This window comes from Verrucosispora sp. NA02020 (assembly GCF_013364215.1).
Taxonomy (GTDB): domain Bacteria; phylum Actinomycetota; class Actinomycetes; order Mycobacteriales; family Micromonosporaceae; genus Micromonospora.
On the sequence record NZ_CP054923.1, the window covers coordinates 7,011,854 to 7,038,655 of the forward strand.

At 71.0% G+C, this 26,802-nt stretch carries 26 protein-coding genes; 10 read left to right on the forward strand and 16 right to left on the reverse strand.

Features of this window, described 5'->3' with window-relative positions; all coding sequences use genetic code 11:
* Positions 1-62: 62 nt before the first annotated feature.
* Both HUT12_RS31275 and HUT12_RS31280 read left to right on the forward strand, forming a co-directional pair.
* Positions 63-695, forward strand: a complete 633-nt coding sequence (locus tag HUT12_RS31275; protein WP_131052490.1) for a hypothetical protein — start codon at positions 63-65, stop codon at positions 693-695.
* Between the two features lie 68 nt (positions 696-763).
* Positions 764-1,807, forward strand: a complete 1,044-nt coding sequence (locus tag HUT12_RS31280) for a DUF916 domain-containing protein (protein ID WP_176095528.1) — start codon at positions 764-766, stop codon at positions 1,805-1,807.
* Positions 1,808-1,843: 36 nt separating this feature from the next.
* Here the strand turns inward: HUT12_RS31280 and HUT12_RS33295 are convergent, their stop codons facing one another.
* Both HUT12_RS33295 and HUT12_RS31290 read right to left on the reverse strand, forming a co-directional pair.
* Complete coding sequence (locus tag HUT12_RS33295; protein ID WP_176095529.1) at positions 1,844-3,298, reverse strand: ATP-binding protein; 1,455 nt, start codon at positions 3,296-3,298, stop codon at positions 1,844-1,846.
* Entirely contained in the window at positions 3,295-4,953 is a 1,659-nt protein-coding gene (locus HUT12_RS31290) for an FAD-dependent oxidoreductase (protein WP_176095530.1), read from the reverse strand. Before HUT12_RS31290 ends, HUT12_RS33295 begins: the two co-directional genes overlap by 4 nt.
* A gap of 121 nt (positions 4,954-5,074) precedes the next feature.
* Here HUT12_RS31290 and HUT12_RS31295 point away from each other — a divergent pair, with 121 nt between their 5' ends.
* On the forward strand, positions 5,075-5,959 hold the full coding sequence (locus HUT12_RS31295; RefSeq protein ID WP_176095531.1) for a MerR family transcriptional regulator: 885 nt from the start codon (positions 5,075-5,077) through the stop codon (positions 5,957-5,959).
* A gap of 204 nt (positions 5,960-6,163) precedes the next feature.
* Here HUT12_RS31295 and HUT12_RS31300 read toward each other — a convergent pair whose 3' ends face one another.
* Positions 6,164-6,355 (reverse strand): hypothetical protein, encoded by a 192-nt coding sequence (locus tag HUT12_RS31300; protein ID WP_131051935.1) that lies wholly within the window; start codon positions 6,353-6,355, stop codon positions 6,164-6,166.
* 497 nt (positions 6,356-6,852) lie between these two features.
* On the opposite strand from HUT12_RS31300, the gene HUT12_RS31305 reads away from it, so the two are divergent.
* Positions 6,853-7,164, forward strand: coding sequence for a hypothetical protein (locus tag HUT12_RS31305; protein WP_236145612.1), 312 nt, complete (start codon positions 6,853-6,855; stop codon positions 7,162-7,164).
* 9 nt (positions 7,165-7,173) lie between these two features.
* A complete protein-coding gene (locus HUT12_RS31310; RefSeq protein WP_131051932.1) occupies positions 7,174-7,905 on the forward strand; it encodes an alpha/beta fold hydrolase in 732 nt (243 codons plus the stop codon).
* On the opposite strand, the gene HUT12_RS31315 is transcribed toward HUT12_RS31310, so the two are convergent.
* On the reverse strand, positions 7,894-8,463 hold the full coding sequence (locus HUT12_RS31315; RefSeq protein ID WP_131051931.1) for a TetR/AcrR family transcriptional regulator: 570 nt from the start codon (positions 8,461-8,463) through the stop codon (positions 7,894-7,896). The two genes, HUT12_RS31310 and HUT12_RS31315, sit on opposite strands and share 12 nt — an antisense overlap.
* A gap of 110 nt (positions 8,464-8,573) precedes the next feature.
* Between HUT12_RS31315 and HUT12_RS31320 the strand changes: the two genes are divergently transcribed.
* A complete protein-coding gene (locus HUT12_RS31320; protein WP_131051930.1) occupies positions 8,574-9,506 on the forward strand; it encodes an SDR family NAD(P)-dependent oxidoreductase in 933 nt (310 codons plus the stop codon).
* Here HUT12_RS31320 and HUT12_RS31325 read toward each other — a convergent pair whose 3' ends face one another.
* The 5 genes from HUT12_RS31325 to HUT12_RS31345 all read right to left on the reverse strand — a co-directional run bounded on the left by HUT12_RS31325 (position 9,507) and on the right by HUT12_RS31345 (position 14,332).
* The gene (locus HUT12_RS31325) at positions 9,507-10,100 is read right to left on the reverse strand and encodes a hypothetical protein (protein WP_176095532.1); all 594 of its coding nucleotides are present in this window, start codon (positions 10,098-10,100) and stop codon (positions 9,507-9,509) included.
* Between the two features lie 58 nt (positions 10,101-10,158).
* Complete coding sequence (locus HUT12_RS31330; protein WP_131051928.1) at positions 10,159-10,923, reverse strand: sulfite exporter TauE/SafE family protein; 765 nt, start codon at positions 10,921-10,923, stop codon at positions 10,159-10,161.
* Positions 10,920-11,573 carry a hypothetical protein gene (locus HUT12_RS31335; protein ID WP_176095533.1) on the reverse strand — a complete coding sequence of 218 codons (654 nt, stop codon included), beginning with the start codon at positions 11,571-11,573 and terminating at the stop codon, positions 10,920-10,922. Before HUT12_RS31335 ends, HUT12_RS31330 begins: the two co-directional genes overlap by 4 nt.
* A gap of 64 nt (positions 11,574-11,637) precedes the next feature.
* Positions 11,638-12,270: a hypothetical protein gene (locus HUT12_RS31340; protein WP_176095534.1), complete on the reverse strand. Its 633-nt coding sequence runs from the start codon at positions 12,268-12,270 to the stop codon at positions 11,638-11,640.
* Between the two features lie 109 nt (positions 12,271-12,379).
* Positions 12,380-14,332 carry a metallophosphoesterase family protein gene (locus tag HUT12_RS31345; protein ID WP_176095535.1) on the reverse strand — a complete coding sequence of 651 codons (1,953 nt, stop codon included), beginning with the start codon at positions 14,330-14,332 and terminating at the stop codon, positions 12,380-12,382.
* 235 nt (positions 14,333-14,567) lie between these two features.
* On the opposite strand from HUT12_RS31345, the gene HUT12_RS31350 reads away from it, so the two are divergent.
* On the forward strand, positions 14,568-15,089 hold the full coding sequence (locus HUT12_RS31350) for a hypothetical protein (protein ID WP_176095536.1): 522 nt from the start codon (positions 14,568-14,570) through the stop codon (positions 15,087-15,089).
* Here the strand turns inward: HUT12_RS31350 and HUT12_RS31355 are convergent.
* Together HUT12_RS31355 and HUT12_RS31360 are read right to left on the reverse strand one after the other, a co-directional pair.
* Positions 15,041-15,673, reverse strand: a complete 633-nt coding sequence (locus HUT12_RS31355; protein WP_236145609.1) for a TOPRIM nucleotidyl transferase/hydrolase domain-containing protein — start codon at positions 15,671-15,673, stop codon at positions 15,041-15,043. The two genes, HUT12_RS31350 and HUT12_RS31355, sit on opposite strands and share 49 nt — an antisense overlap.
* Before the next feature lie 78 nt (positions 15,674-15,751).
* Positions 15,752-16,024, reverse strand: coding sequence for a helix-turn-helix domain-containing protein (locus tag HUT12_RS31360; protein ID WP_131051923.1), 273 nt, complete (start codon positions 16,022-16,024; stop codon positions 15,752-15,754).
* Between the two features lie 80 nt (positions 16,025-16,104).
* Here HUT12_RS31360 and map point away from each other — a divergent pair, with 80 nt between their 5' ends.
* Positions 16,105-16,872, forward strand: a complete 768-nt coding sequence (map, locus tag HUT12_RS31365; protein WP_176095538.1) for a type I methionyl aminopeptidase — start codon at positions 16,105-16,107, stop codon at positions 16,870-16,872.
* A gap of 21 nt (positions 16,873-16,893) precedes the next feature.
* On the opposite strand, the gene HUT12_RS31370 is transcribed toward map, so the two are convergent.
* A complete protein-coding gene (locus tag HUT12_RS31370; RefSeq protein ID WP_254877009.1) occupies positions 16,894-17,523 on the reverse strand; it encodes a nucleotidyltransferase family protein in 630 nt (209 codons plus the stop codon).
* 361 nt (positions 17,524-17,884) lie between these two features.
* On the opposite strand from HUT12_RS31370, the gene HUT12_RS31375 reads away from it, so the two are divergent.
* Positions 17,885-19,051, forward strand: coding sequence for a M14 family zinc carboxypeptidase (locus HUT12_RS31375; protein WP_236145607.1), 1,167 nt, complete (start codon positions 17,885-17,887; stop codon positions 19,049-19,051).
* A 94-nt stretch (positions 19,052-19,145) separates the two neighbouring features.
* On the opposite strand, the gene HUT12_RS31380 is transcribed toward HUT12_RS31375, so the two are convergent.
* Entirely contained in the window at positions 19,146-20,708 is a 1,563-nt protein-coding gene (locus tag HUT12_RS31380) for a hypothetical protein (RefSeq protein WP_176095539.1), read from the reverse strand.
* A 164-nt stretch (positions 20,709-20,872) separates the two neighbouring features.
* Entirely contained in the window at positions 20,873-21,565 is a 693-nt protein-coding gene (locus tag HUT12_RS31385) for a TetR/AcrR family transcriptional regulator (protein WP_176095540.1), read from the reverse strand.
* Between the two features lie 111 nt (positions 21,566-21,676).
* Between HUT12_RS31385 and HUT12_RS31390 the strand changes: the two genes are divergently transcribed.
* The gene (locus HUT12_RS31390) at positions 21,677-22,642 is read left to right on the forward strand and encodes an NAD-dependent epimerase/dehydratase family protein (protein WP_176095541.1); all 966 of its coding nucleotides are present in this window, start codon (positions 21,677-21,679) and stop codon (positions 22,640-22,642) included.
* Between the two features lie 141 nt (positions 22,643-22,783).
* On the opposite strand, the gene HUT12_RS31395 is transcribed toward HUT12_RS31390, so the two are convergent.
* Entirely contained in the window at positions 22,784-23,989 is a 1,206-nt protein-coding gene (locus tag HUT12_RS31395) for an acyltransferase (RefSeq protein ID WP_176095542.1), read from the reverse strand.
* 611 nt (positions 23,990-24,600) lie between these two features.
* Complete coding sequence (locus tag HUT12_RS33300) at positions 24,601-26,721, reverse strand: acyltransferase family protein (protein ID WP_176095543.1); 2,121 nt, start codon at positions 26,719-26,721, stop codon at positions 24,601-24,603.
* Positions 26,722-26,802: the final 81 nt, after the last annotated feature.

Here is a 26,802-nt window from a genome sequence, read left to right on the forward strand (position 1 = left end):
TCCGGGTGCCGCCACCGCACCATCCCCCGTTCGACAGACATGAGCACCAAACGGAGCATCGAATGCACACAAGGAACCACAAGCGCCTGATCGCGGCCACTGCCGCCGGTGCGCTGCTGGCCGGGTCGGTGGCGCTGGCGTCGCCGGCCCTCGCCGAGCCGGTCGACAGCACCGACGTCCGCGTCACCGTCGACATCGAAGAGGTCAAGGAACCGGGCGTGCTCGCCCTCTCGGTCGCCGGCAACTCGGTGGCGCTCTCCGAGGACGGCTCGACCCTGCTGGTCCGCCAGTTCGTCGGCACCCTGCCGACGGTCACCGTCACCGACACCCGGACCGCCGACGAGGTGCCCGAGGGCTCCGCCTGGGCGGTGCTGGGCAGCGCCACCAACTTCGTCGGCAGCAGCGGCCAGGACCCGATCAGCGCCGGACATCTGGGCTGGAAGCCGCGCCTGGTGGACGGCGGCGACAGCGGCCTGGTCAGCGAGGGCGAAGAGGTCGTCACCGTGCTGGACGAGCCGACCCAGCCGGGCAACAACGTGGGTCTGGTCGACCAGGAACTGCTGATCTCGACGTTCGACTCGGGCGCGGTCACCGGTGACGCGTACTCCGTCAACGCCGGGCTGTTCCTGCGGACCCCGGCCGATGTGGCCGCCGGGTCGTACACCTCGACGCTGACCCTCTCCCTGTTCGAGTAGTGCCCTGGTCGGGGAGCCGCCTCGCGCGGCTCCCCCGGCCGCACCCCTACCGCCGAAGGGATCCCGCCATGTTCCGAACCTCGCCACCGCGAGCGCTGTCGCGGCTGCTCGCCGTGCTGGCCGTGGTGCTCGTCGCCACGCCGATCGCGCCGGCCGGTGCGATGGCGGAGCCGACCACCCCGACCGTCACCTGGGCGGTCCAGCCGGCCGACCGCAGCGGTCCGGACGGGCGGCGGTGGATCGAGCACACCCTCGACCCCGGTCAGGTCATGACCGAACACCTGGCGGTCCGCAACTTCAGCGACTCCTCGGTGGTCTTCTCCCTCAAGGCGGCCGACGGCTACCTCACCGACAAGGGCCGCTTCAACATGCTGCCCTCGAACGAGACCTCGGTGGACGGCGGCACCTGGATCGACGTGCAGGAGCAGGTCACCGTCGGCGCCAAGCAGACCAAGGTGGTCCCCTTCACCATCACCGTGCCGGAGAACGCCACCCCGGGCGACCACCCGGCGGGTATCGCGGCGACCGTCACCAGCACCGGCGGCACGGTCGCCGTGGAGAGCCGGGTCGGCTTCCGGGTGATGATGCGCGCCAGCGGCACGATCACCGCCAGCCTGGCCGTCGACGGGCTCAGCGCCACCTACACGCCCTCGTGGAACCCGTTCTCCGGCGGCACGGTCGAGGTCAGCTACACCGCCACCAACAACGGCAACGTCACGGTGACCGGCGGTGGCGACGTGGCCGTCCGCGAACTGTTCGGCCTGACCGGCCGGGAGACCCCGACCGAGGTCGACGAGATCCTGCCGGGCGGCCAGAAGACGTTCGGCGCCCGCGTCGACGGCGTGTGGGGGCTGGGCCGGATGCGGACCACCGTCGACCTCACCCCCGCCGTGCAGGGCGGCGACGCCACCGGCGCCGTGATCCGCCCCGCCTCGGCCACCGTCACCACGTGGAGCGTCCCGTGGGCGCAGCTCGTGCTCCTGCTGGTCGTCGGCGTACTCGTCGTCGCCGTTCGGACCGTGCTCCGGCGCCGTCGGCAGCGACTCGCGAACCTGCTCGCCACCGCCCGGGAAGAGGGCCGGGCCGAGGGCCGCAAGGCCACCGTCGGTTGACCGGCCACCCGGCGCCCGCCTCGGCGGGATGCCGGGTCAGCCGGTCGGCGGCTGGGCCAGGTCGGTCGGCAGCAACACCCGGAAGACCGTGTCGCCCGGCGTGCTCGTCACCCGGATGTCGCCGTGGTGCTTGTTGACCACGATCCGGTACGAGATGTCCAGCCCCAGACCGGTGCCCTCGCCGACCGGCTTGGTGGTGAAGAACGGCTCGAAGATGCGCGGTCGGACCTCCGCCGCGATACCCGGTCCGGTGTCCGCGATGTCGACGGCCAACTGGTCGTTGACCAGGGCGGTGCGGACGGTCAACGTGCCGCTGTCGGGCATCGCGCCGAGGGCGTTGTCGATGAGGTTGCTCCACACCTGGTTCAGCTCGGCCGCGTACGCGGGAATGGCCGGCAGGCTCCGGTCGTACTCCCGGACCACCCGCACCCCGGCCGGGACCTTCGCCTTGAACATCACCAGCGTGGCGTCGAGCAGCTCGTGCACGTCCACCACCTGGTAGGGCGCGCGGTCGAGCTGGGAGTACTGCTTGGCGGCGCCGACCAGCGTGGAGATCCGGATGGCGGCGTCGGCGATCTCCGCCATCAGCAGCTCGGTCTCCACGGCGTAGGTCAGCCAGCGCACCGCCGCCTCGACGTCCTCCGGCCCCACCGCCGCCTGGACCCGCTCCAGCCAGTCGACGTCCAGCCCGGCGCTGACCAGCGTCTCCGCCAACTGCCAGCCGGAGGTGAAGCCCTGCTCGTCGAACCAGTCGGTCAGCGCGTCCTCGGCGTCGCTGGCGGCCAGGGCGGACAGCGGCGCGGCCTTCGCCACCCGTTCGACCGCCTCCTCTTGGAGGCCGACGAGGGCGTGCAGCCGTCGGCCGTCGATCCGGCCGTCGGCGATCAACGCCAGTTTGTGCCGCATCGCGGCGATCCGCTCGCGCAGGCTGGAGGTGGCCCGCACCGCCGCGCTCGCCGGATTGTTCAGCTCGTGGGTCAGCCCGGCCGACAGCGAACCGAGGGCCAGCAGCCGCTCCCGCTCACCGACCAGCGTCTGAGTGTCCCGCATGCCGATGAACATGCCGTCCAGCAGGTGCATCGCCATCGGGAACCAGGACCGCACCGCGTGCGCGAACTGCTCCGCCGGGAGCACGAAGAACTCCGAGTCGGTCAACGCCCACATGCTGTTGCGATACTGCCGGGCGTCGCCCACGTACGCCTGGGTGGCACCGCCGTACGCGCCGCGCTGCGAGGTGCGGCTGATCTCCACCTCGTCGCCGTGCACCGTGCGGCAGAGGCGTACCGTGCCGTCGAGCAGGACGAAGAAGCACTCGGCCGGGTCGCTCTCCCCATAGACAAGCTCACCGCCGGCCCGCCGCTCGACCCGCCCCTGACTGGCCAGGAACGCCAACTGCTCGGCGTCGAGCGACTCGAACAGGAACAGCGTCCGCAGCTCGTCCTCGGTCAGCCGCTGCGGCTCCGCTCCGGCTGTTGGTCCGTCGGTGGTCATTGCGCCTCCAGGTAACGGTGCACCAGGGATACCGCCATCGCGCCCTCGCCGACGGCCGAGGCCACCCGCTTCACCGACGCCGCGCGCACGTCACCGGCGGCGAAGACCCCCGGCACGCTCGCCTCCAGGTGGTACGGGTCGCGCGGCAGCGACCAGCCGGCCGGCCGGCGCCCGGCGGCGACCAGGTCCGGCCCGGTCACCACGAAGCCCCGGTCGTCGCGGACCACCGTGCCGTCCAGCCAGCCGGTACGCGGTTCCGCGCCGATGAAGACGAACAGCCAGGAGGTGTCCACGTCCCGCTGCTCGCCGGTGCGGGTGTCGCGCAACGTCAGTTGTTGCAGGTGTTCGTCGCCGGCGGCGGAGACCACCTCGGTGTGCGGGTGCACGGTCACCTGCTCGATGCGGCCGAGCTGCTCGATCAGGTACTGCGACATCGAGGCGGTCAGGTCGGCGCCCCGGATCAGCAGGTGCACCCGCTGCGCGTACCGGGAGAAGTAGACCGCCGCCTGCCCCGCCGAGTTGGCCCCGCCGACGATGTAGACGTCCGCGCCGACGCAGCTCGGCGCCTCGCTGGACGCCGACCCGTAGAACACCCCCCGGCCGGTGAACTCGTCCAGGCCGGGTGCCGCCAGCATCCGGTACGACACGCCGGTGGCCAGCACCACCGAGTGCGCGGCCAGGCTCTGACCGTCACTGAACCGCAGCACCCGCGCCGAGCCGGCCTCGTCCAGGCCGACCACCTCACGGGTGCTGAGCAGCTCCGCGCCGAACTTGAGCGCCTGACGACGGGCCCGGTCGGTGAGCTGCGCGCCGGAGACACCGTCGGGGAAGCCGAGGTAGTTCTCGATCCGGCTGCTCTGCCCGGCCTGTCCACCGGTGGCCAGCCGCTCCACCAGCACCGTCCGCAGCCCCTCGGAGGCGCCGTACACCGCCGCGCCCAGCCCGGCCGGACCGCCACCGACCACGATCAGGTCGTAGAAATCGGCCGTCGGGGTGACGTTCAGACCGATCAGCCCGGCCAGCTCCGCCTCCGCCGGGGCCACCAGCGTCTTGCCGTCGCCGGTGACCACCAGCGGTACGTCGGCCTCGGTCACCCCCGCCGCCGCGAGCAGCCGCACCCCCTCGGGGTCGTCGACCAGCAGCCAGCGGTACGGCACCAGGTTGCGGGCGAGGAAGTCACGGATCGCGAAGGACTCGGCGGACCACCGGTGCCCGACCACGCGGATCTCGGTGGCCGCCGCGATCGGGCTCGCCGACCAGGCGTCCAGGAGCGAGTCGACCACCGGATAGAGCTTCTCCTCCGGCGGGTGCCAGGGCTTGAGCAGGTAGTGGTCGAGGTCGACCAGGTTGATCGCGTCGATCGCCGCACCGGTGTCCGCGTACGCGGTCAGCAGCACCCGACGGGCCGACGGGAACAGGTCCATCGCCGCTTCCAGGAACTCGATCCCGGTCATCTCCGGCATCCGGTAGTCGGCCAGCAGCAGGGCCACCTGTTCACCGCGCAGTTTGATCTCCCGCAGCGCCTCCAGCGCCTCCGGGCCGGCGTTGGCGCGCACCACCCGGTACCGGTCGCCGTAGCGACGCCGCAGGTCCCGGGCGACGGCCCGGGAGACCGCCGGGTCGTCGTCGACGGAGAGAATCACCGGGTTCGCCATGGGCCAATGAAAGCACGGCGGTGTGCCACCTCGGTTGCCCCCGAAACGCCCGCTGTTGCACGTGCCGTAGCGGCATGTGGTGGGGTCGGATCACCACACCACGCGAAAGGCGCTGCCTGCGATGTACCCCACACTCACACCTCCCCGGCAGGTCAAGATCGGTGATGCCGCCGCGTTCGCCGGGACCACCCCACGCGCCATCCGCCACTACCACGAGATCGGTCTGCTGCCAGAGCCCGAGCGCGGCGGGGACGGCCGCCGCCGCTACGGCTATGACGACATGACCCGCCTGCTGTGGATCCGCAAGATGGCTGATGCCGGTATCAGCCTGGACGACATACGGGCCGCCTTCGGCGGTGCCCGGGACGACGCCGGAGACGCTGCCCAGGACCACGCCCCTATCGAGTCGGTCCTGAGCAGGCTGGAGGAGACCTTGGCGGCGCAGGAGGCCGCCATCAAGCGTCGGCGCGCGGCTGTCCAGCGCCTACAGGCGGTGGGCAGCCCACTGGGGCTGCTCTCCGAACTGGTCACGGACCGGCTCAGCCACCTGCCCCCGGGCGCGTTGCGCCCCTCCGATCTCGACGCCCTGCTGATCACAGAACGGATCTTCGGGCCGCTGGGCGCCGCCATCCAGGCCGGCACGTTCATCGTGCTGGCCACCCACCCCGAACTGCGGGCCGAGGAGGACCGGCTTGAGGCCGCCGAGGCCGCCCTCGACGACGGCGTCGACCCCGACGACCCGCGCGTCGAAGAGCTCGCCGCACAGCGATGCGCTCACCTGATGGCCCTGAATCAGGCCATCGAGGCAGCCGGTCTCGACGCGGCCGAGGAAAAGATCTTCGAGACCTACGAGGCCGATCTGAAAGCGGAGGGCACAGAGATGAGTGCCGCCACAGCGATCACCAAGATGCCGTACGACTTCTCTCCTGCCCGGATGCGCTGCGTGGAGCTAGCCGGACGGCTCTTCGGCGAGGCCCTTGCCGACGCCCACTCCGCAGACAACTGATCGCCTGCGCCGTGCACTGACATCCAGCCCGGCGGGTGGGCACCCGGCATCGTCGCAAGTGCCTGCACCAGGTGCCACCCGCATACGGCCGCAGCGTGACGGAATGCGGTCCGCTGCGCCTCTATCCCGTAGACGGTAGGCCGGACCGTCGGCACGCGGGACTTCCTTGCGCCGGGAGCGCTCTGCATTCCGGCTCGGTCGACGTCAGTCCTCGTCGATCGGGCTGGGGCGGTTCTCGGCGATCCAGGCCCGGACATCCTTGCCATCCCAGACGCGGCCCATCTTCAACGTCACGACCGGGTCAGGGAATCCCTTGCGACCCACGATGATCGTGGCGCGCTGCTTGCTGATTCCACCAAGCAGATCACGGATCTCATCCAGCCCGAGCAGCTCCACAAACTGACGCTATGGCCTGCAGGAGTTGCACAATGAAAAAGAGGGTTAGACGCTTCCTTTGGGGGTTGTCTTTGTACACCCCCCGTGATGCCATGGATTCATGACGCGATTCGTCTCGTTCAAGGAGTGTCTGGCCGGCGTTGCTCTGACCCTCACGCGAAGGCACAGACCGGCGTGGAACCACATCCTCAAACGAGTGACCTGTCGGTGCGGACGGGATCTCCCCTGCCGAGTGCGGCACCGGGTGCCGATCAACCGGGGCCACTGGCCCGGGGAAACGTCGTGACTAGCCACGGGCCGGTTTTGCCGATCTGGACCTGCGCGGGGTGTGGTGCCCCCTGGCCCTGCCGCACGCGCCGCCAGGAGTTGCAGGCCGAGTACGCCAACGCACCGGCATCCCTGGCGCTCTACCTGGGCTCGTGCATGTTGGCGGCCAGTCGGGACATGGGGTGGGCTCCGGCCGGGCTGCTGCACCGAAGGTTCCTCGGGTGGCTGTCGTGACCACACCCCGCGCCGGTGAGCTGCTCCGGGTGGGACGTGAGGCCAGCGTGCAATTCCGACAGCCGATCCTGTTCCGCGTGATCCGGGTCCTGAACCGGACCACGTACGACGGGTGGATCTGGTTGGAGGGCTACCAGCTCAACGGCCGAGGAGATGCGGTCGACCGCCGGGCCATCTTCGTCCAACCGGCCGGACTGCGGACCGCACCGGCACCCGTGGCGGACCGGCGTTCGGGGCGGAAGAGGGTTTCCTCCAAGCCCTGCGGCGCGGCCTTCGTAGGGACAGCGGACCCGGGAACGCCGCCGTAGGCTTCCGCCATGCTGGCGTACCGCTCGATGGACATGGGGTGGGGTCGGCTGGCGTACCGCAGCATCGAGGGCGGGTCGGGCACGGAGGCCGCGCCGCCGATGGTGCTGGTGCACGGCGGCGGGGGCGATGGGACCACCTGGGACGCGCTGGCACCGACGTTCGCACGGCACCGCACCGTCCACGTGCCCGACCTGCGTGGCATGGGAAGCAGCGACCGGGTCGGACCGTATTCCCTCACGGTGCTGCGCGACGACCTGCTGGCACTGCTCGGCCGACTGGCCCTGGAACGGGTGGTCCTGGTCGGGCATTCGCTGGGTGCCGCCGTGGCACTGCTGGCCGCCGAGCGGGCACCGGAGCGGGTGACCGCCCTGGTGCTGGAGGAGTGCCCGCCGCCGGTGCCGCTCGGGATCATCGTTCCCACCGTTCTGCCGGAGAGCGCGCCGTACTACGACCGGGAGATCAGACCCTCGGTGCTGGCGGAGTTGAACGCTCCCGACCCGGCCCGCTGGTCGGCGTTGGCCAGCCTCTCGGTGCCCACGCTGATGCTGGCCGGTGGGCCGGGCAGCCACCTGCCGCAGGAGCCGATGGCCCGGATGGCCGAGAGCCTCCCCGCCGCGCGCCTGGTGACCGTCCCGACCGGCCACCACGTCCACGCGCAGGCACCCGATGTCTTCGTCGCCGCCGTCGAGTCCTTCCTCGCCGACCCGCCGACGGCCCGCGCCGAGCCGTCAGGCGCGTAGTCCTCGGAGCAGGATCTCGACGTACCGGTCCCGGTCGGCGTCGCCGCTCACCGTGACCGCGTGCTGGAGGCCGCAGAACAGCGCCCGGAGGTCGTCGGCGGTGATCTCCGGTCGGATCTCCCCGGCGTCGCGGGCACGGTGCAGAAGTCGGTCCACCGCTACGGTCAGCGCCCGGCCCAGTTCCCTGGTCTCCGGGCGGGCGGCGGCGGGTTCGGCCAGGACGGCGGCGAGCGCCGGGTCACCGAGCTGGTGGTCGAGGGCGGTCCGGAGCAGCCGGGCCATCTCGGCGGCGACGTCCGGCCCGGCGGCGGCCTGTTCGGCCGCGTCGACGAGCTGGGTGAACCGGTCGACGGCCAGCGCCTCCAGCAGGGCCTGCCGGCTGGGGAAGTGCCGATAGACGGTGCCGACGCCGACCCCGGCCGCCTTGGCGATCGTGTTCATCGGCAACTCCGCGTCACCTGCGGCCAGCCGCTCCCGGGCGGCGCGCAGCATCCGGGCGCGCACCCGGGCCGAGTCCGCGCGCAGGGGTTCGGCGTTCGTCGACGGCTCCGTGGACATCGCACGAGGATAATCCACCCGAGCAACAGCGGATAACTTATCCGTTCACGTGGTACGGTCGACACCCACGCAGCGGATAGATTATCCGTTGCGCTCGACCGGAGGTGCCCATGCCTGCCACCTGGACGTTCGACGACATCCCCGACCAGAGCGGCCGGACGGCGATCGTCACCGGCGCCAGCAGCGGACTCGGCCTGATCGCCGCCGGGCAGCTCGCCGCCCGGGGCGCGACCGTGATCATGGCCGTCCGCGACCCGGCCAAGGGCGAGCAGGCCCGCGCCGGCATGGCCGGCGATCTGGTCGTACGCCGGCTCGACCTCGCCGACCTCGACTCGGTGCGCGAGTTCGCCGCCGAGCTACGCGCCGAGGGCCGCCAGGTCGACCTGCTGCTCAACAACGCCGGGATCGCCAAGCAGGGCAACGAACGGTCCGCTCAGGGCTACGAGAGCGTGTTCGCCACCAACCACCTGGGTCACTTCGCCCTGACCGGCCTGCTGCTGGAGATCTTCCGGCCCGATCGGGACCCGAGGGTGGTCACCGTCGGCTCCGGCTTCTATCGACTGCTGCGCGGTGGACCCGACCTGGACGACCTGACCGACAGGGCGGGCATCGATCCGCCCGTGGCGTACATCCGGTCGAAGCAGGCCAACGCCCTCTTCGGCGTCGAACTCGACCGTCGACTGCGCCGCACCGGCAACCCGGTACGCAGCCTCCTCGCCCACCCCGGCATGGCCCGCACCCCGATGAACCGCAGGTACGACAGTGCCGGGGAATGGGCGGTGACCCGGATCGGTGGTCTGCTGCTCGCCCGTAGTTCCGAGAGCGGCACCCTCCCGCTCCTCTACGCCGCCACCGCCCCGACCGCCCAGACCGGCGTCTTCCACGGCCCGCCGCTGTTCCGGTGGGGCAACCGGGTGCACACTCGTCCGGTCGTGGCCCCCGCCGACGACCGGGCCCTGGCCGCACGGCTCTGGCAGGTCTCCGAGGAGGCGACCGGCGTGCGTTACCTCGACGCACCAAAGGTCGCCACTGCGCCGAACTGATCAGCCAGTCTTCTCCAGGGCGGCGCGGAACACCACCGTGACGCTGAACGTGGTGCCGTCGACCTGGTACGCGTAGCACCCCGGCCCGCCGACCGTGGTGGTGGCGGGCAGGTCGTTCTCCGGACGGACCAGCAGGGCGTGGTGCCCGTCGTCGCGCGGCTCCCCGAGGTAGGCGAACTCCGCACCGGCCGGGCCCGACCCGTCGATCCGGGCGGCCCGCACCAGCACCGGCCCGGCATAGCCGGAGCCGATCCACCGGACCTTCGTCGTGTACGTGCCGTCCTGTTTCCGGTCCATGGCCCGCAACTCCAGCACCCCGTCCCGGAAGTAGTCGGCGACCGGATAGAGCGGGCCGGGGCCGAGCACCCGACTCGCCTGGTCCGGGTGGGGCCAGGGCTGCGGCTCGGTGACCGGGCAGGCGTCCCCGGGTGCCACGGTGGGCAGCCGCAGCGGCGGGGCGACGAACTCGGTCGGCGTCGCTGCGGCAGCGGACTGCCCCGACGGAGCGCCCGACGGGTCCGGCGGCGGCGTGTCGTCGCATGCCACCACCGCCGAGAGGAGCGCGCCGACCAGTAGCCAGCCGATTCTCACCACCGTCACATTATCGACCGGCCACGATGGATACGCAGCCCCGCTCAGCCGAGACGGCCGGTCAGGCGGCGAGGGCCGAGACGGCCGCCGCCACGTAGAGGCACCCGCCGAGGCAGACCGCCGCACCGGCGATCGCCGGCATCCAGGCGGCCAGGCCGGCCATCAGCGCGCCCCGACCGGCCCGCCCGGCGATCAACGCCTGACCGCGGATGGTGAGTACGCCGACGCCGGTGAGGGTCAGCGCCATCCCGGCGCCGAACCCGAGCACGATCACCACTGCGCCCACGGAACGGCCGGTCAGTAGTCCGCTGACCAGGATCAGGAAGGCCGACGGCGAGGGCAGCAGCCCACCGGAGAGCCCGAGTGCGATCAGTCCCCGCCGCGACCACGGGTCGACCGGCTGTTCGTGGTGATGGTGGTGTTCCTCGCCGTGGTGGTGATGATGGTGGTGGTGCCCCCGCTTGGCGAGATGACGTCGGATCAGGTGCGCGCCGACACCGATCACCACGAGCCCGGCCAGCACCTGGAGTGCGGCGGTGAGGGTCCTGGTGCCGATCTCGGCGACGCCGCTCAACCCGGTCCAGAGCAGTGCCAGCACCAGGACGGAGAAGGTGTGCATCACCGCGACGATCACGCCGAGCCGGAGCGCGTCCCGGTAACGGCCGTGCGTACCGACCAGGTACGCGGCGGTGATGCTCTTGCCGTGCCCGGGTGCCACCGCGTGTGCGGCGCCGACACCGACCGCCACGACCAGGGCGACCCAGAACAGGGCCGCGTTGTCGAAGAGGGCGACCAGACGCTCGTCGAGCCCGTTGAGGTCGTTCATTGCGTACTCCGGTCACGTCGTCGGGTCAGGGCAACGAGCAGCACACCGAGCCCACCGGCGGCGACCACGCCGACGGCCAGCGCGGCGGCCGGGGCGGATCGGCCGCCCGAACGGGTGAAGTCGACCCGGTGGGTGCCGTCGGTGGCGGTGAACAGCGCCTCGGCCGGTGTCGCCGACTCGGCCCGCAGCACCGTGCGGTACGCCTGGTTGAGGTCGGTCAGCGCGGTCACCGTGATGTCGAGCGCGGTGACCGGGGCCGGACAGTCGAAGCGCAGCCGGGCTCCCTGCGCGAGCAGGGCGTCCAGCGGCTGGAGTTCCGCGCGGCACACCTGGCCCTGCTGGCTGACGGTGATTCGCTGGCGCAGGTAGTCCTGGACCGCGGTGGAGTCGCGAAGCTTCTGCTCGCCGGTCACCTGGGTGGTGACCGGGCCGGTGGTGGGGTCCTCGAACGCGCCGAGCGACTGGCCGAGTGCGACCCAGTCGTCCTCGGCGGGCTGCCAGGAGAGGTCGACCCGGGCACCGTCCACGGCGACCCGGGCCGTCGTGGGCGGCCCGAAGGGATGGGCGGCGGCGGGCACGCCGCCGCCGGTGACGACGGCCAGGGTCGCCGTGCCGGCCAGCAGCGCACCCGTGATGCAGCGGTGATTCATGGAACGCTCCGGAACACGCCGGGCCGTGGGGTTCCGCCCGCGCGGCCCCCACGGCCGGCGGCGGTCATTCGAACAGGGACAGGGTCAGAGTCGAGGTGTACGCACCGGCGGCCACGTCGGCCGGGGTGCGCAGGAACAGGTCGGCGTCGACCGAGTACGCCCCACCGGCGACCGCACCCGAGTCGAACGTGGAGACCAGCAGCTCCTGGTCGACCAGACCCACGTTGTTGCCCGGCTGCGTCGGCTCGTCCAGCACAGTGACGACCTCTTCACCCTCGCTGACCAGACCGGTGTCGCCACCGTCGACCAGGCGCGGCTTCCAGCCCAGGTGCCCGGCACCGATCGGCTCCTGACCGTCGGCCCCGGTGAAGTCGGTGGCACTACCGAGCACCGCCCACGCCGCACCCGAGGGCACCTCGTCGGCGGTCCGGGTGTCGGTCACCGTCACCGTCGGCAGACCACCCACGAACTGCCGCACCAGCAACGTCGACCCGTCCTCGGTCAACGCCACCGAGTCACCCGCGATCGACATCGCCAGCACACCCGGCTCCACGATCTCCTCGATGTCGACCGTCACCGACACGTCGCCGCTGGTGCCGGGCTCGGCCAGCGCCGGTGACGCCAGCGCCACCGACCCGGCCAGCAGCGCACCGGCGGCGACCGCCGCGAGCAGCCGCTCACGATTCCATGTGTTCATCCGTTACTCCGTCGATCTTCGCTGGGGCGGAACTGATGGCTTCGCCGGACGGTTTCGTCCGGCCGGGAGACGGTGGCGGCGCCGGGGAGGACGCCGCCACCGAGGTCGACTAGTCGCAGCTCGCCGCGTCGAACGGCACCTCGACCCGCATCGTCACCGGGTCGCCGTCGACCGTCCCGGTGACCTTGACCGTGGCGGTGCCGGCCGGCACGGACCTGGCCCGGCTGGTGAACGCCTGGCTGGCGGACTTGCCGGGGGCGACGTCGGAGACCTTCCGCGACCCGTACGGCGTCACCAGCTCGACGTCCAGCGGACCGGCGTCGGTGTTGCGGGCGGTGACCGATACGTGCGCGGTGGTGCCGACGCAGTGGGCGCGGGCCTGGACGTCGACCTTCCAGCCGGTCACCGAGATGGCCGGGCTGGTGATCTTCTGGTTCTTGCTGGTCAGGAACACCTCGTACGCGCTGCCCGCGTTGGCGCTGGTCGGCACGGTCAGCGCATAGGTGACCCGACCCAGCTCGTCGGCGGTCACGGTGGCGACGCGGTCCTCGTCCCGGCCGGTGTCACCGGTGCTGCCGGCAGCGCGCAGGTGGACGGCGACCTTCTCGGCCGGGTCGTAGCCGTACGCGGAGACCGCGACCGTGCCCTTCACGTCGACCGTGGTCCTGTCGACCGTGACCTGCTGCCCGACCGTGTTCTGCGGGGTACGCAGCTCGTTGACGGTCCGCTCGCCCTGATCGTTCTTGCGGATCAGGAACCCGTCGTGGTGCTGCCCGTTGGCGTAGCGCGACTCGTAGCGCAGCGTGCCCTGCTCGACGTCGATGAGCTGGTAGAGCTGGGTGTTCTGGCTGGTGCTGGTCACCTCGGCACCGTTGCCGGTCCAGTTCTGCCCGTTGTTGAGCTGGTACATCTTGCCGCCGGAGACGGACACCGCGTAGACCGTGCCGTCGTGGACGGCGGCGGAGCGACGGTTCGTGGCCACGTTGCCCCGGCCGTACGAATGGTCGTGGCCCTGGAGCACCAGGTCGACGCCGTACTTCTCGAACAGCGGGCCCCACTGGTTGCGGACCTGGGCGTTGTTGCGGCTGCCGGTGGTCGAGTAGACGGGGTGGTGGAAGGTCACCACCGTCCACTTGTTCGGGTTGTCCTTGAGGACTCCCTCCAGCCAGGCGGTCTGCGCGGCCATCAGGGCGGCGTTGCTCTGGTGGTTGGAGTCCAGGGCGACGAAGCGCACGCCCTGGTAGTCGAGGGAGTAGACGGTCTGCTTGAGCTCCGGGTTGCCCGGCCCGTTGTCCGGGTACGGGAACTGCGGCCGCCAGAACTGCGACAGCCCGCCGCTGTACTCGTGGTTACCCGGGACCGAGATGTTGTTGATCTGGCCGTCGATGAAGCCGCTGGCCTTGTACCACTGGCCCCACTGCTCCTCGCTGTTGGCGTGGTCGATGAGGTCACCGGCGTTGACGATCGCCTTGGCCTTCGGCCGGTCGGCGAACGCCTGCCGGAAGACGCGGGGCACGGCCGAGTCGATGTAGTTCTGGGCGTCGCCGTAGTAGATGAAGGAGAACGGCGCGAAGTCGGCGGCGGCGGTGGTGAAGTCGATCCACTCGCTCCAGTTGCTGCCGTCGCCGACGCGGTAGGTGTACCGGGTGTTCGGCGTGAGGCCGGTGAACTCGACGGTGTGGTAGGTCGAGGCGTACCCGAGCGAGGTGTTGACCGCCGTGCTGGCCAGCGCGGAGAGGCGGGTCACCGCGCCGGTGGGCGGTACGACGTCACCCAGGGCCCGTGGTGCTTCGAGGATCTCGGCGCGGGCCCACTCGGCCGGCGCCTCGGCCCGCCAGGTGACGCGCTGCGAGGTGGACGGTGTGGTGGTCGGGGTCAGGATGATGCGGTCCGGTACGGGGGAGGGCTTATGGATCTCAGCGGCGGGATGCTTGGGCGGCGGGGCGTCGCCGAAGGCGGAGGGGCTGATCGCCACACCACCGGCGATCAGGGCCGCGGCACCGATCGCCACGATCTTGGTCCGGCGCGCACCGCTGCGCCAGGGAGCCTTCTGGTCGGTCACGACTCTGGTCACCCTTCAATGAGGAGGCGGACGGCGGCGCCGGTCGTCCGTCACCTGCCGGCGCGCCGTGGCCATTCGCGCAGTCGTGCCCGACCGGGCGGCAACAAGATCCTTTCGAGCGGGTGAACAGTGGCCGCGAGGCCGCCGTGACCAGCAACTGTTGGCCCGCCGGCCATCCGCCCGACACCGATGTTCCGCCTGCGTTCAGCGTCCCCTTCGTACGCTCGGCCGCGTTATGACCGATCAGCACAGTGCCCCGCCCCACCCCGACCGGACCGGCCGTCGCCTGCGTACCGTCGCTGGCCTGCTCTGCACGGCGGTCCTGCTCGGCGCGCTGGTCGGCAGTTCCGCCCCGGCCGCCGTCGTGGTCAAGGACGAACACTTCATCAGTGCGCAGACCCCGGGGGTACTCGACATCGAGGGTGGCGAGTGCTTCGACGACCCGGTGCACCTGCCGGAGGCCGGCGAGGTGGTCGTCCGCTACCGGCCGTGCGCGTCGACGGCGGACAACCAGACGTACGGGTTCGTGCACGCCGACGACGACGCGGACTGGGCACCGACCGCGTTGGGTGAGTTCGCCTGGCGCGCCTGCCGGGACCTGTTCACCCGCACCTGGCCCGACGGGCAGGATCGGGACCTGCGCTTCTATCCGGTCCTGCCGACCGAGGAGACCTGGGCCGGCGGCGACCGGGACGTGATGTGCGTGGCCTATCGGCCCGGCGGCAGGCTGCCCGGCTCGTTGCTGCCCAGGTGGTGAGCGGAGACCGAGTCGAGCACCGCGTCCAGCGGGCGTGGCATCCGGTCCAGGTCGAGCGCCTGCACCATGAGCCGGGCGTACGCCTCCTTGCGGCCGGACCGGGTGCCGACGAACCGGTGCAGTTGGGCGGTCAACTCCCGTCCCTGCTGCGCGGGCTGTCGCTGGAACAGCCGGAAGGATCGCAGGTCCCCGACGGCGTCCAGGAACTCCTGCACCCCGTCGGTGCCGACGGCCCGGATCAACTCGTCCTCCAGGTCCCGTACGCAGACGTGGAACCCGAGTTCGGCGATCCGGGCGGTGGAGGCGGCGGTGGCGATGCCGGCCCGGTCGAGCCCGCGCTGGACGAAGCCCTCCTCGGCGACGTCGTAGAGGCCGGCCAGCCGTAGTCCGCGTCCCTGCGGGCCGAGCAGGACCAGGTGATGCCCGATGTTGGTGATCCCGCCCATCGGCAGCACCCGTACGCCCTCGGCGGCCAGGTCCCGACCGCGACGGAGGGCGAGCGCCTGCACGGCCGCCTGGTCGCTGGCGCCCTCGACCAGCAGCACGGCGCGGGCGTCACCCAGGGTGTCGATCGGGATCTTCACCCGCACCTCCTGACCCTCGGCACCATCATGCCGACCTGCGCCCGGGTGGCCCAGCGAGTTACCGCGCGGGGCCGGGGGTCAGGAGGCGAGTCGCCCGGTGGCCGGAGACGGCTCGGCGAGCCGGGTCGCCAGGTCGTCCAGGGAGAGCCCGAGCACCCTGGCCAGGGCGGCGACGGTGAAGTAGGCGGGCGAGGCGATCGCCCCGCGTTCGATCTTGCGCAGCGTGTCCAGCGAGATGCCGGCCTGGAGGGCGACGGCGGCGGCGCTCCGGCCGCCACGTGCCTGCTGGAGCAGGCGTCCCAGCGCCAGGCCACGGGCCCGCTCGTCCTCGGTCATCGGGGTACGCACCATGTGGCTATAGTAATCCTGGTATTAAAATACCAGGGCCGGGAGCGCACCGCCCCGCCCGCACGAACGACGAAGAGGTAGAGATGGTCGAGTTGAAGACCCCGGACGAGATCGCCGTGATGCGCGAGGCCGGACGGGTGGTGGCGACGGCGCTGGCCGCGACCCAGGCGGCGGCCACGGTCGGGACGTCCCTGCGGGAGTTGGACGAGATCGCCGCCACGGTGATCAGAGAGGCCGGGGCGAAGCCCTCGTTCCTGCACTACCACCCCCGGTCGGCCCCCGGCCCCTACCCGGCCGTCGTCTGCACCTCGGTCAACGACGCGGTGGTGCACGGCATCCCCACGTCGTACCGGCTCGCCGAGGGAGACGTGCTGAGCGTCGACTGCGGCGCCTACATCGACGGGCTGCACGGCGACTCGGCGGTGACCTTCATCGTCGGCACCGCCGACCCGGACGACCAGAGGCTCGTCGACGAGACCCGCCGGGCCCTGCACGCCGGCATCGCCGCCGCCACGCCCGGCGCCCGGATGGGCGACATCGCCCACGCCATCGGCACCGTCGGGCGGTCGTGCGGATTCGGCCTGATGGAGAACCACGGCGGCCACGGGATCGGTCGCGCCATGCACGAGGACCCGTTCGTGCCCAACGAGGGCAAGCCCGGTCGGGGCCTGCGGCTTCGGCCGGGACTGGTCCTCGCGCTCGAACCGATGTTCATCGCCGGCGGTAACGACATGTACCGGGTGGACCGGGACGGCTGGACGCTCCGGTCCGCCGACGGCAGCCGGGCCGCGCACTGGGAGCACACCATCGCGGTCACCGACGACGGGCCGGTGATCCTCACCGCCCTCTGAGAGCGGCATCCGCAGGCGACGTCAGGCGCTCGCCGCCTCCCCGGCGGCGAGGAACCTGACCCGGTCGGCCTCGGTGTCGATGTCACCGCCGTCGGCCACGTCGCCGACGGGCACGACCCGGATCTGCTCGACTCGTTCGCGCAGGTAGGGACGGGCACCCACGTCACCGACGGCCGAGGCGGCGACGCCCACCCAGTGCGCCCGGCCGAGCAGGACCGGATGACCGCGCCCGGTCTGGTAGCCCGCCATCGCGAGCACCTGCGGGGCGGCGAGACCGACGAGCCGGCGTACCGCCTCGGGGGTGATGCCCGGCATGTCGACCAGGAGCACCAGCGCGGCCACCGCCGAGGTAGGCATCACCGCGGCGAGACCGGCACGCAGGGACGACCCCATCCCGCCGGCCCAGTCCGGATTGACGACCACCGCCGCCCCGGTCAGATCGGCCCGAGCACCCACCGACTCCGCGTCGGCACCGAGCACCACGCTCACCGAGTCGCACCCGCCGGCACGCAGGGTGGCCACCGCACGCTCCACCAGCAGCCGGCCGTGCACCTCCACCAGCGCCTTCGGTCGCCCGTAGCGTCGGCCCGCGCCCGCCGCGAGCACCAGCCCGGCGACCGGGGCACCCGGCCCGGGATGCGTCACGTCCACCCGCCGACGTTAACACCGGTCGGACGGTTTTTCGGTGCCGCCATTGCGCGGTGGACCGATTTCGAATAGCTCCGGGGCAGCCGCCGCAGTACGCGCGAACCACCACGAACCTCAAAGTTTCCTCAAACACGCAGGTCGACACCGATGCACATTAACCAACGCCTTTAGTTTTGCCTCATCCGATCGGCAGGGCCCCTTCGCCGAACGCCTGCCAGCAGGCGATACGTGGCCCACGATGACTGGAAAACGAGGTGAAAGCCGCCCGGAGAACGCCCGGATCGACGCACCGCGCAGCCGAATTCATACAGATGTAGGAGGTCTGATGCATCGTCGCCTTTTGGTGTCGACAACTGTCGCAACAATGTGTGCCGTAACCCTGTTCGCGCCGTCTTCGTCGGCGGAGAACGTGAACGCCAACTGCGGCAATCTCCCCGGTAATCGATCCGACTCCGGTTGGACCGACTACGAGCAGCTCGGCAAGCGCCTCGACCAGATCGAGGCGACCAGCAACGGCCGGGTCGCCGTCGACGTCATCGGCACGTCCCACCGGGGCCGGGACATCTACACCGCGCGGGTCGGCACCGGTGACCGCGTACTCCTGATCACGAGCGAGATCCACGGCAACGAGAAGACCGGCACCGAGGCCCTGCTCCAGATGCTCAAGACCCTCGGGTCCAGTGGGAGCCCGCAGGCCAAGATGATCCGGGACAACCTGACCATCGTCGCCGTTCCGAAGTTCAACCCCGACGGTGCGGAGCTGAACCGTCGGCAGAACGACTTCCCGTGGACCGAGGTGGTCGAGAAGTTCCCGCAGCTTGCCGGCACGAACGCGCCGTACTACTACAGCAACGGCGCACGCGGCTTCGACGTCAACCGGGACTTCAGCGCGGACCTGACGGCCGAGCCCTCGCCCGCGACGCGGCCCTCCAACGAGACGCTGCCCGGCATGTACCTGACCAACGAGTCCCGTGCCCTGCGTGACCTCTACGTCAACCTGCGCGACGAGTTCGGCAAGGTCCACGCCTACGTGGATCTGCACCACATGGGCCCGTGCAACGAGAACATCGGGACCGACCAGTACGTCACGGTGGCGCTGGACTTCCCGCCGCTCGGTTCGGAGGTCGACGGCAACCCGAGGTACGCCGACTGGCCGCTGCTCGACCAGGACGCCTCCCGTCGGCACACGCTGGCCGCCGCCCTCGGCATGATGCAGCACGCGGGCAACGGCTCCGGTACGGGCTCGCCGTTCTTCGGTGGGGTCAGCCAGTACGTCCACTACCAGGTGTCGGACGGCTACAGCTTCGACCGCGACTACGCCGGGCAGGCCCGGTCGGCGTTCGCCCTCAACGGCAGCGCGAGCGTCCTGTTCGAGGTGCGCGGCCAGTCCCACGCCTGGGGCCAGAAGCAGAAGGGTCAGCTGACCAAAGCCGTCGAGGCCGGCATCGTCGGCATCGCCGAGCGGATGGCGGACCGGTCGGTCGACAGCCTGAACGGTGACGACTTCTACGAGCTGCCGAAGTACTGGTAGGCATCACCGCAGGTCGGTGACCGGGCGCATCCGGTCACCGAGCGGGCCCCCTCCCCGGTCGGGAAGGGGGCCCGTCGTCGTCACGGCCGGAGCGTCAGCCGATCGCGTACGCCCGGACGATCGTCACGTCGGTGTAGCCGCCGATGGTGTCGGTGACCCGCGCCCGCAGCGAGACCGCGCCGGACGTCGGGTTGCCCACCTGGGCGGTCCAGACGCCGTCGATCTTCTTGACCGACACCGAGCGCCAGGTCTTGCCGCCGTCGAAGGACGCCTTGGCGGTGACCGTCTTCACCTTCGGGTTCTTGCCCAGCTTGGCGTCCGGACCGGCCTTGGGGCGGCTCAGCTTCAACTGGACGTTCGTGCTGCCGCCGGCCTTGGCCCGGTTGTGCAGGTCAAGCCCGGTGGGCAGCATGGTGAGCGCGTAGACGGGCGCGGTCACCGAGGTGTTCGGCTTCGCCTTGAACCGGTACGTGACGCTGGTCTTCGGCGACAGCATCCCGGCCGGGAAGGTGATCTCCGGGTAGTACCGGCTCGCGTCGTTGGTGAGCGTGTACCACCCGCTCTTCTTGACCTTGTACTCAAGGCTGGTCATTTCCGACTCCCAGCCCCTGTCCTTCTTGGTCTTGACCGTCTTGCCGCCGAACTTCAGCGTCGCGGTCGCCTTGTCACCGCCCTCGACGCTGTCACGCGGGAAGCCCGGGTCGGCGAACATGTCGTTCAGCGAGTACGACAGCCAGCCGTAGTTGACCTGCGGCAGCCGGGTGGACGGCCCCCAGGCGGACCGGAAGAACCGCACGGTCTGCGACTTGCCCGCGCTGACCGTACGTGGGACGAGGTAGCTGCCGACGACCGGTGCGGAACCGTCCTTCGCCTCAGCACGGGCGTGCGCCCTGACGTACCACTTGCCGGCCGACAGGTGAAGCTTCGTCCGGTACGGCTGTTCGGTGTCGAACAGAAGTCCGTACATCTCGTCGCCGCAGGCACGGTCGGCCGGCTGCACCGCCAGGTTGCTGAGAGTTCCCGCCGACGGACCGCGCCGGCTCTCCACGTCGACCGTGCCGAGCGAGGACTGCGCGAAGGTCCGGGTCGGGCTGCTCGGAACGCCGGTCGTGCGGTACTTGACCACGTAGTGGGGTGACGCGCCGCTGTGGTCGACCCAGGACCGCATGGCGGCGAAGGCCAGCCGCTTCGACGAGTTGGGCACGACGTACAGCCCGCCGCCGAGGTCGGCGGCCCCCACGTGCTCGTACGAGGACTTGCCTACGGTGCAGATCCGGGCCATCGTCCGGATCTCCCGCCCGGCCGTGTCGATCGCCGGGCTGAGGCCGAGTGAGACCCGCTTGCCCTTGCGGGCGTCCACGGTGGTCTTGCTGGCCCCGGAGACCTTGACCGTGCGGGCACCGAGGGTCGAGGTCTCCCCGGTGCGGATCGAGGCGAGCACCGCGTAGGTGCCCTTCGGCAGCTTCTTGGCCTTGTTGGACGTGACCGAACGGCGCTCGCTGGTGGCGAGGTTGACCACGGTCGTGGTGACGGTGACCTTCTTGCCGTTGCGGTCCAGCGTGGTGACGGTCAGCGTGTTGGTCGCCGCGACCGCAGGTGCGCCGGCACCGAGCAGCAGCGCCGGCACCAGGGCCGACGCGACGGCGGCCCGGGTCATGACGCGGACACGCGAGGACGATCCGGGGCCGGAGGCGGCCCCGATGAGAGTGGAGAACAATCCAGGAACTCCCGTGAGTGGAAGCCGATCCCGCAGTACGACAACGGCGGGAAAGCTGATGCTAGATCACATTCGCCGCCCGCACCGTCCCCCCGACAGCCTTGTCAGGGCAGGCCGATCAGGTCGGCCATCCGGCGCATCTGGTGGTCGAAGTACTCGTCCCGTGCGGTGATCAGGCCGTCGAGCTGGCCGAAGAGTTCGAAGCTGACGGCACCGAAGCAGTGGATCCAGCCGACGGAGCCCCTGGCCAGCAGGGTTTCGGGCAGCCCGGCGAAGAGTCGATCCCGCACGGCGGCGAAGTCGGCGTGGACCGGACCGGGCAGTTCGTCCGGGCCCGGATCGGCCAGGACGCCGGCCGTGAAGCCGTCGAGCAGGATCCGGATCAGGGTGGTCGGGGTCCGGGACGCCGCCACGATGGTCTCCTGCGGTGCGGCGTACCCGGGGACCGGACTGCCGAACAGCAGGGCGTACTCGGCCGGGTGGGCCAGCGCCCAGCGGCGTACCGCATGACAGACGGCGAGCCATCGGCCGCGCAGGTCGGTGCGGGCGGTGACCTCGGCGTCGGCCCCCTCGGCCGCGTCGCCGAGTGCCTGGTAGCCGTCGAGGATCAGCGCGGTGAGCAGCTCGTCGCGGCTCGGGAAGTAGCGGTAGATCGCCGAGGAGACCATCCCCATGTCCCGGGCGACGGCACGCAGGGACAGGTTCGCCCCCTCTGCGGCGAGGTGGCGGCGGGCGATCGTCTTGATCTCGTTGATCATCTCGGCTCGGGCCCTGGCCCGGATGGTGGCGGCAGGCATGCCAGAGAGTGTCGCACACATTCGAGAGCACTGCTCTTGACGAAAGCCGTCGCCATGGGTGAGCATTGGTCTCAACAGAGAGCACTGCTCTCAATACGAGGGGAGACTTCGATGGCCGTTCACCTGATCGTCGGCGCCGGCATGGTCGGCTCGACCACCGCGCGACTGCTCGCCACGCGTGGCGAGCAGGTCCGGATCGTCAGCCGGTCCGGGCGGGGCCCGATCCACGCCCGGATCGAGCGGATCGCCGCCGACGCCACGGACGCCGACCGGCTCAGCGAGCTCGCGCAGGGCGCCACCGCCGTCTACAACTGCCTCAATCCGGCCTACCACCGCTGGCTCACCGACTGGCCGCCGATGGCCGACGCGCTGCTCACCGCCGCCGAGCGGTCCGGCGCGCCACTGGTGATCGCCGGCTGCCTCTACGGGTACGGCGAGGTCAGCGGGCCGATGACCGAACAGACTCCGCTCGCCGCCACGCACCCCAAGCTACGGATGCGCGCCGACATGTGGCGCGACGCCCTCGCCGCCCAGCGCGCCGGGCGCCTGCACGCCGCGACCGAGGTACGCGCCAGCGACTACCTCCAGGCGCAGTCGATCCTCACCCTCTTCCTCGGTCAGCCGCTGCTCGCCGGACGCCGTGCCGTCGTCCCCGCCCCGCTCGACGTGCCGCACACCTGGACCTCGATCAACGACGTGGCGGCCATGCTGGTCACCGCCGCCACCGACGAGCGGGCCTGGAACCGCCCCTGGCACGTGCCCAGTGCGGCGCCGATGACGATCCGGCAGCTCACCACCCGCCTCACCGAGCTGGCCGGGGTGCCCGCGCCGAAGCTCACCAGCATTCCCGCACCGGTCTTCCGGGCCGCCGGTCTCTTCGCCCCGATGCTGCGCGAGTTCCAGACCACGGCATACCAGTTCGCGCGGCCGTTCGTGCTGGACTCCTCGGCCGCCGCCACCACGTTCGGGCTGCGTCCCCAGCCCATCGACGAGGCGCTGCGCGAGGCGATCACGCTGCTGCGCGAAGCACCGGGTACGAGCGCCGGCACCGCTGCGCCCTTCCCGACCGCCGCCTGACGACGACACCGCATCTGACGAGCGCCGTCGGCTCGCCGCGTACCGCTGAGCTGCTCCCGCACCACGCCGAGACGCGAGAAGCGGTGGTCTGAGGACCACCGCTTCTCGCTGCTCCCGGCGCGGCCGGAGCCCTCCCGACCGTCAGGAGACCGGCAGGGTCTGCCGGGTCTCCGCGTCGCGGTCGACGCGACTGCGGGCGCGCACGCTCTCGGTCTTGAAGCGCAGGGCGGGACGTTCCACCAGGTGCCAGGAGGGTACGGCGAACGCCAGGGTGCCGAGGATGCTCAGCACGGTGTAGCCGAACATCCCGAACTCGGCGCCGCCGACCAGGGCGATGACCTGCTGCACCGGGAAGCCGTAGATGTAGAGGCCGTAGGTGTAGTCGTGCCGTCGGCTGATCCTGGACAGCTGCTTCGGCAGCGCCACCGCGGCGTAGAGCACCACGTAGGCGAAGGCCGGCAGGCCGACGGCGAAGAAGCCGCCCTTGAGCAGCGAGCCGGTCAGCACGACGCCGGCCAGTGCGGCCCACACGCCGTTGACCGGGATGCGGTGTGCGTAGAGACGTGCGGCCGTACCGAGCAGGAAGAGGAAGCCGAGCATCAGCGTCCAGTCGGCGGCGAAGGCACCGATCAGCGGGAACGGGCCGATCGCGCCGTGCTGCGGCGGGCGTGCGGTGATGGTCGGTCCGTTCAGGAAGTCCCACAGGACCAGCGCGTAGCAGATGACCGTCAACAGCAGGACGGCACGCGGCGACCGGCGCAGGACCGCGGTCATCATCAGCAGGGCCACCACGCCGTAGAACGCCAGGTCGTACCGGAGGGTCCAGAGCGAGCCGTCGAACGCGCTCGGACCTCCGCCGAGCCGCCCGTACGGGGTGTCGGCGAGCAGGCCGGAGATCGGGAACTGCTCCATCGACGCGAGGACGTTCGTGGTGACGTAGTCGAACGGGCCCTCCGGGTGTCCCCAGAAGCCATCGAGGCTGCCGTTCTCGTAGATCGCCACCAGCGGCGCGATGACGAAGGCCGTGACCAGCAGGCAGACCCACAGGCCGGGAAGCACCCGCAGCGCGCGGGCGCGGATGTACTGCGGCAGGGACGAGCGCAACGCGCTGTCGGTGATGAGGAACCCGGAGATCAGGAAGAAGCCGTAGAGGGACATCGTGCCGATGTCGCTCTGCCCCGCGAAGAGGCCCGTGCCGAGGTTTCCCACCCCGAACCCGATCGGCCCGGAGTGGGCGATGATCACACCGCACGCCATCGCCAGACGCAGCGCGCCGAACGCGTTGTGCCGGGCCGAGTATCTGTCTTGCAGCGTCGGCGAGCGCCCTTCGTTGAACCACGCCTGCACGTGAGGACTCCCTTGAGGACCAATCCGGACGGTGGTCGAGTCGTCGTGCCGACCGCCGCATGTGACACATGCAGTATCGGCACTTTTAAGCCTTATATTTTGATTTTCATGATTTGTCCACTCTGCACCGTTTTGCCGGGTCGTCGGGCGACCGGGCTGACGTCGGCGGACGGCCGGGCCGACCGGCGGGCAGCGGGCCTGCGGAGCAGGCCGCACCACGGCCGCCAGCGGCGGTCGTGGTCGACTCGCACCACGACCGCCGCTGGGCAGATGTCCGAGCAGACCGTCGACCACCGTCCACAGTGCCCCGCCGGTCGACGGACCGGCGCAGGCGCGGGTCACCTCCGGGCGGAGCCCGAACGCGGGGTGGCGACCTCGGCGGCGGGTACCCGGATGCTGTCCGGAATCGGCCGGCTCGTGTCGTACTCCTCGGGTCCACGAGGAGACGGCGAGATCAGAGGTCGTCCCGTGCCCACCGGTCGGGTGCCGACCAGGTGCGGGACCGCCCACGACGTTCGACTTCTCGTACGCGGCTCAGCATGGCACCGCCAAATCGGACAAGAAGGACTAAATGCCCCAGGTAGCCCGGAAGGCTGAATCCGCCGTGAGGGTCACGACAGGTGCCGCGCGGTGTGCCTCACCAGGAAGTCGTCCAGTCGTGGCGCGAGACGGCGCGCGTACGTGGCGGTCAGATGGTGCGCGTCTCGATAGACGAGCACCCCGTCGATCACGGCGGGACAGCGCTCGCTCGGACAGATCGCGTCGTTGAGGTCGGCCAGATGCACCTGCGCCACCGCAGCCGCAGCCCGCTCCTGCGGTACGCCCCAGACGAGTGCGGGCTGCCGAGGCTGGGCGCAGGCGCTGAGGCGTTCCCGGTTGGCGGAGACGCACTCGGCCATGTCCACCCTGAACGCCGGGGTGTCCCGGATGACCACCAGCGGTATGCCCGCCCCGGTCAGCTCCGACCAGGTCCGTGTCAGCGCCTCCGTCTGCGCGTCGGCCGTCGACGGCCCGGGTGCCGGCGTACTGCCGGCCACCAGCGGTATCTGGGTCACGCTGGAGACGATCAGCAGCCGGGGCCGTCGCTCACCCGTGAGCGCCGTCCGCAGTTCGCGGTTCCACTCCGTACAGCTCTCGTCGACCCGTCCGCCGACGACCGTCGGGGCGGTCATCAGCGAGCAGGCGGTCTTGATGTAGGTGACCAGGCGCCACCCGCGCTCCGACGCGACCTGCTGCAACGCCGGCACCCAGTGCGCCGCGTGCGAGTCGCCGGCCAGCGCGACCTCGACCCGCGAGTCCTGGTCGCCGTAGACGCACGTGCGCAGGCGCGACTCCTGCGCCTGCGTGACACAGTCGTCCCGATAGACGTCGGGCAGGTCGTCGCGGGCGGCCAGCGGGTCGGGCGTGATCCGGGCGAAGCGGTCCACCAGCGCCGGGTCCCCGCCCGGCGACGCCTGACCCACACCGGCGAACTGCGGCGGAACCGGAGCGGTCGGTGGCCGGACCGCGAGGCTCAGGCCGATGCCGGCCAGGACGGTCAGGCTGGTGGCGGCCAGTCCCATCCGCAGGGTGCGGGCCGGGGAGAACTGTGCGTACCGGAACGGGTTCTCCACCAGGTAGTGGGTCAGCACCGCCGGGAGCGCGGAGCAGACGATCATCGCCAGCCCGGCACCGGTCCCCAACGGACCCCAGCGCGCCTCCGCCACGACGAGCAAGGGCCAGTGCCAGAGATACCAGGAGTACGAGACCACCCCCACCGCTCGCGTCATCCGCATCTCCAGCAGCAGCGCGGGACCGTACCGCCCGGCACCCGGACCGGCCGCGATGACCGCCACCGCGCCGAGCGTGGGCAGCAGCGCGAGGTGTCCCGGATAGGCCGCGTCCGGCCCGATCAGCACGGCACCGAGAGCGATCATGAGCATGCCGGCCCAGCCGAGCGTGACCGCGGTCGGACGGGACAGCCGGGAGAGGTGGCCGCTCAGGATCGCCAGCGCACCACCCAGCGCCAGTTCCCACATCCGGGTGGTGGTGACCAGGTACGCCCGCGCGGGCTCGGCCTGGCTCAGGTACACCGACCAGGCCAGCGACGGTACGCCGACCAGGGCGATCGCCACGAGCACCGGGGTGGACGTCCGGTCGGCGAAGAACCGTCGACGGTGCCGCCCACAGACGTCCACCGGCGACCGCGCCTCGATCGACTGCGTCCGTCGACGCCCGAGCGCCACGGCGGCCAGCAGGAGCAGCGGCCAGAGCAGATAGAACTGTTCCTCCACCGCCAGTGACCAGAAGTGCTGGAGGATGCTCGGCGCCTCCTCCGACCGCAGGTAGTCGGTCGACTGCTCGACCAGCCGCCAGTTCATCGCGTAGACGGCGCTGGCGAGGGCGTCCCGGGCGGTCTCGGACCACCGGATCGGCGGCAGGAAGAGGTACGTGAGCAGCATGCTCGCCACGACGACGACGCTGGCGGCGGGCAGCAGCCGCTTGGCGCGCCGGACGTAGAAGGCGGTGATCGAGATCCCGCCGGTCCGGCGCAGTTCGTCGACGAGCAGCCCGGTGATCAGGAAGCCGGAGATGACGAAGAAGACGTCGACGGCAACGAAGGCGCCCGGCAGCGCGGCCACCCCGGCGTGCCCGACGAGCACCAGGACGAGCGCGAGGCCCCGCAGCCCTTCGATGTCCTCGCGGAACCGGCCCGACAGGATCGGCCCGGCTCGTTCCCCTACTCGTGTCATCTCCACCCCTCTCGGGGCGGAGCATAAAGGCAATAATGGGGCTTTTGACCGTTTTAGCTGGACCAGCTACGGCGCCTGGGG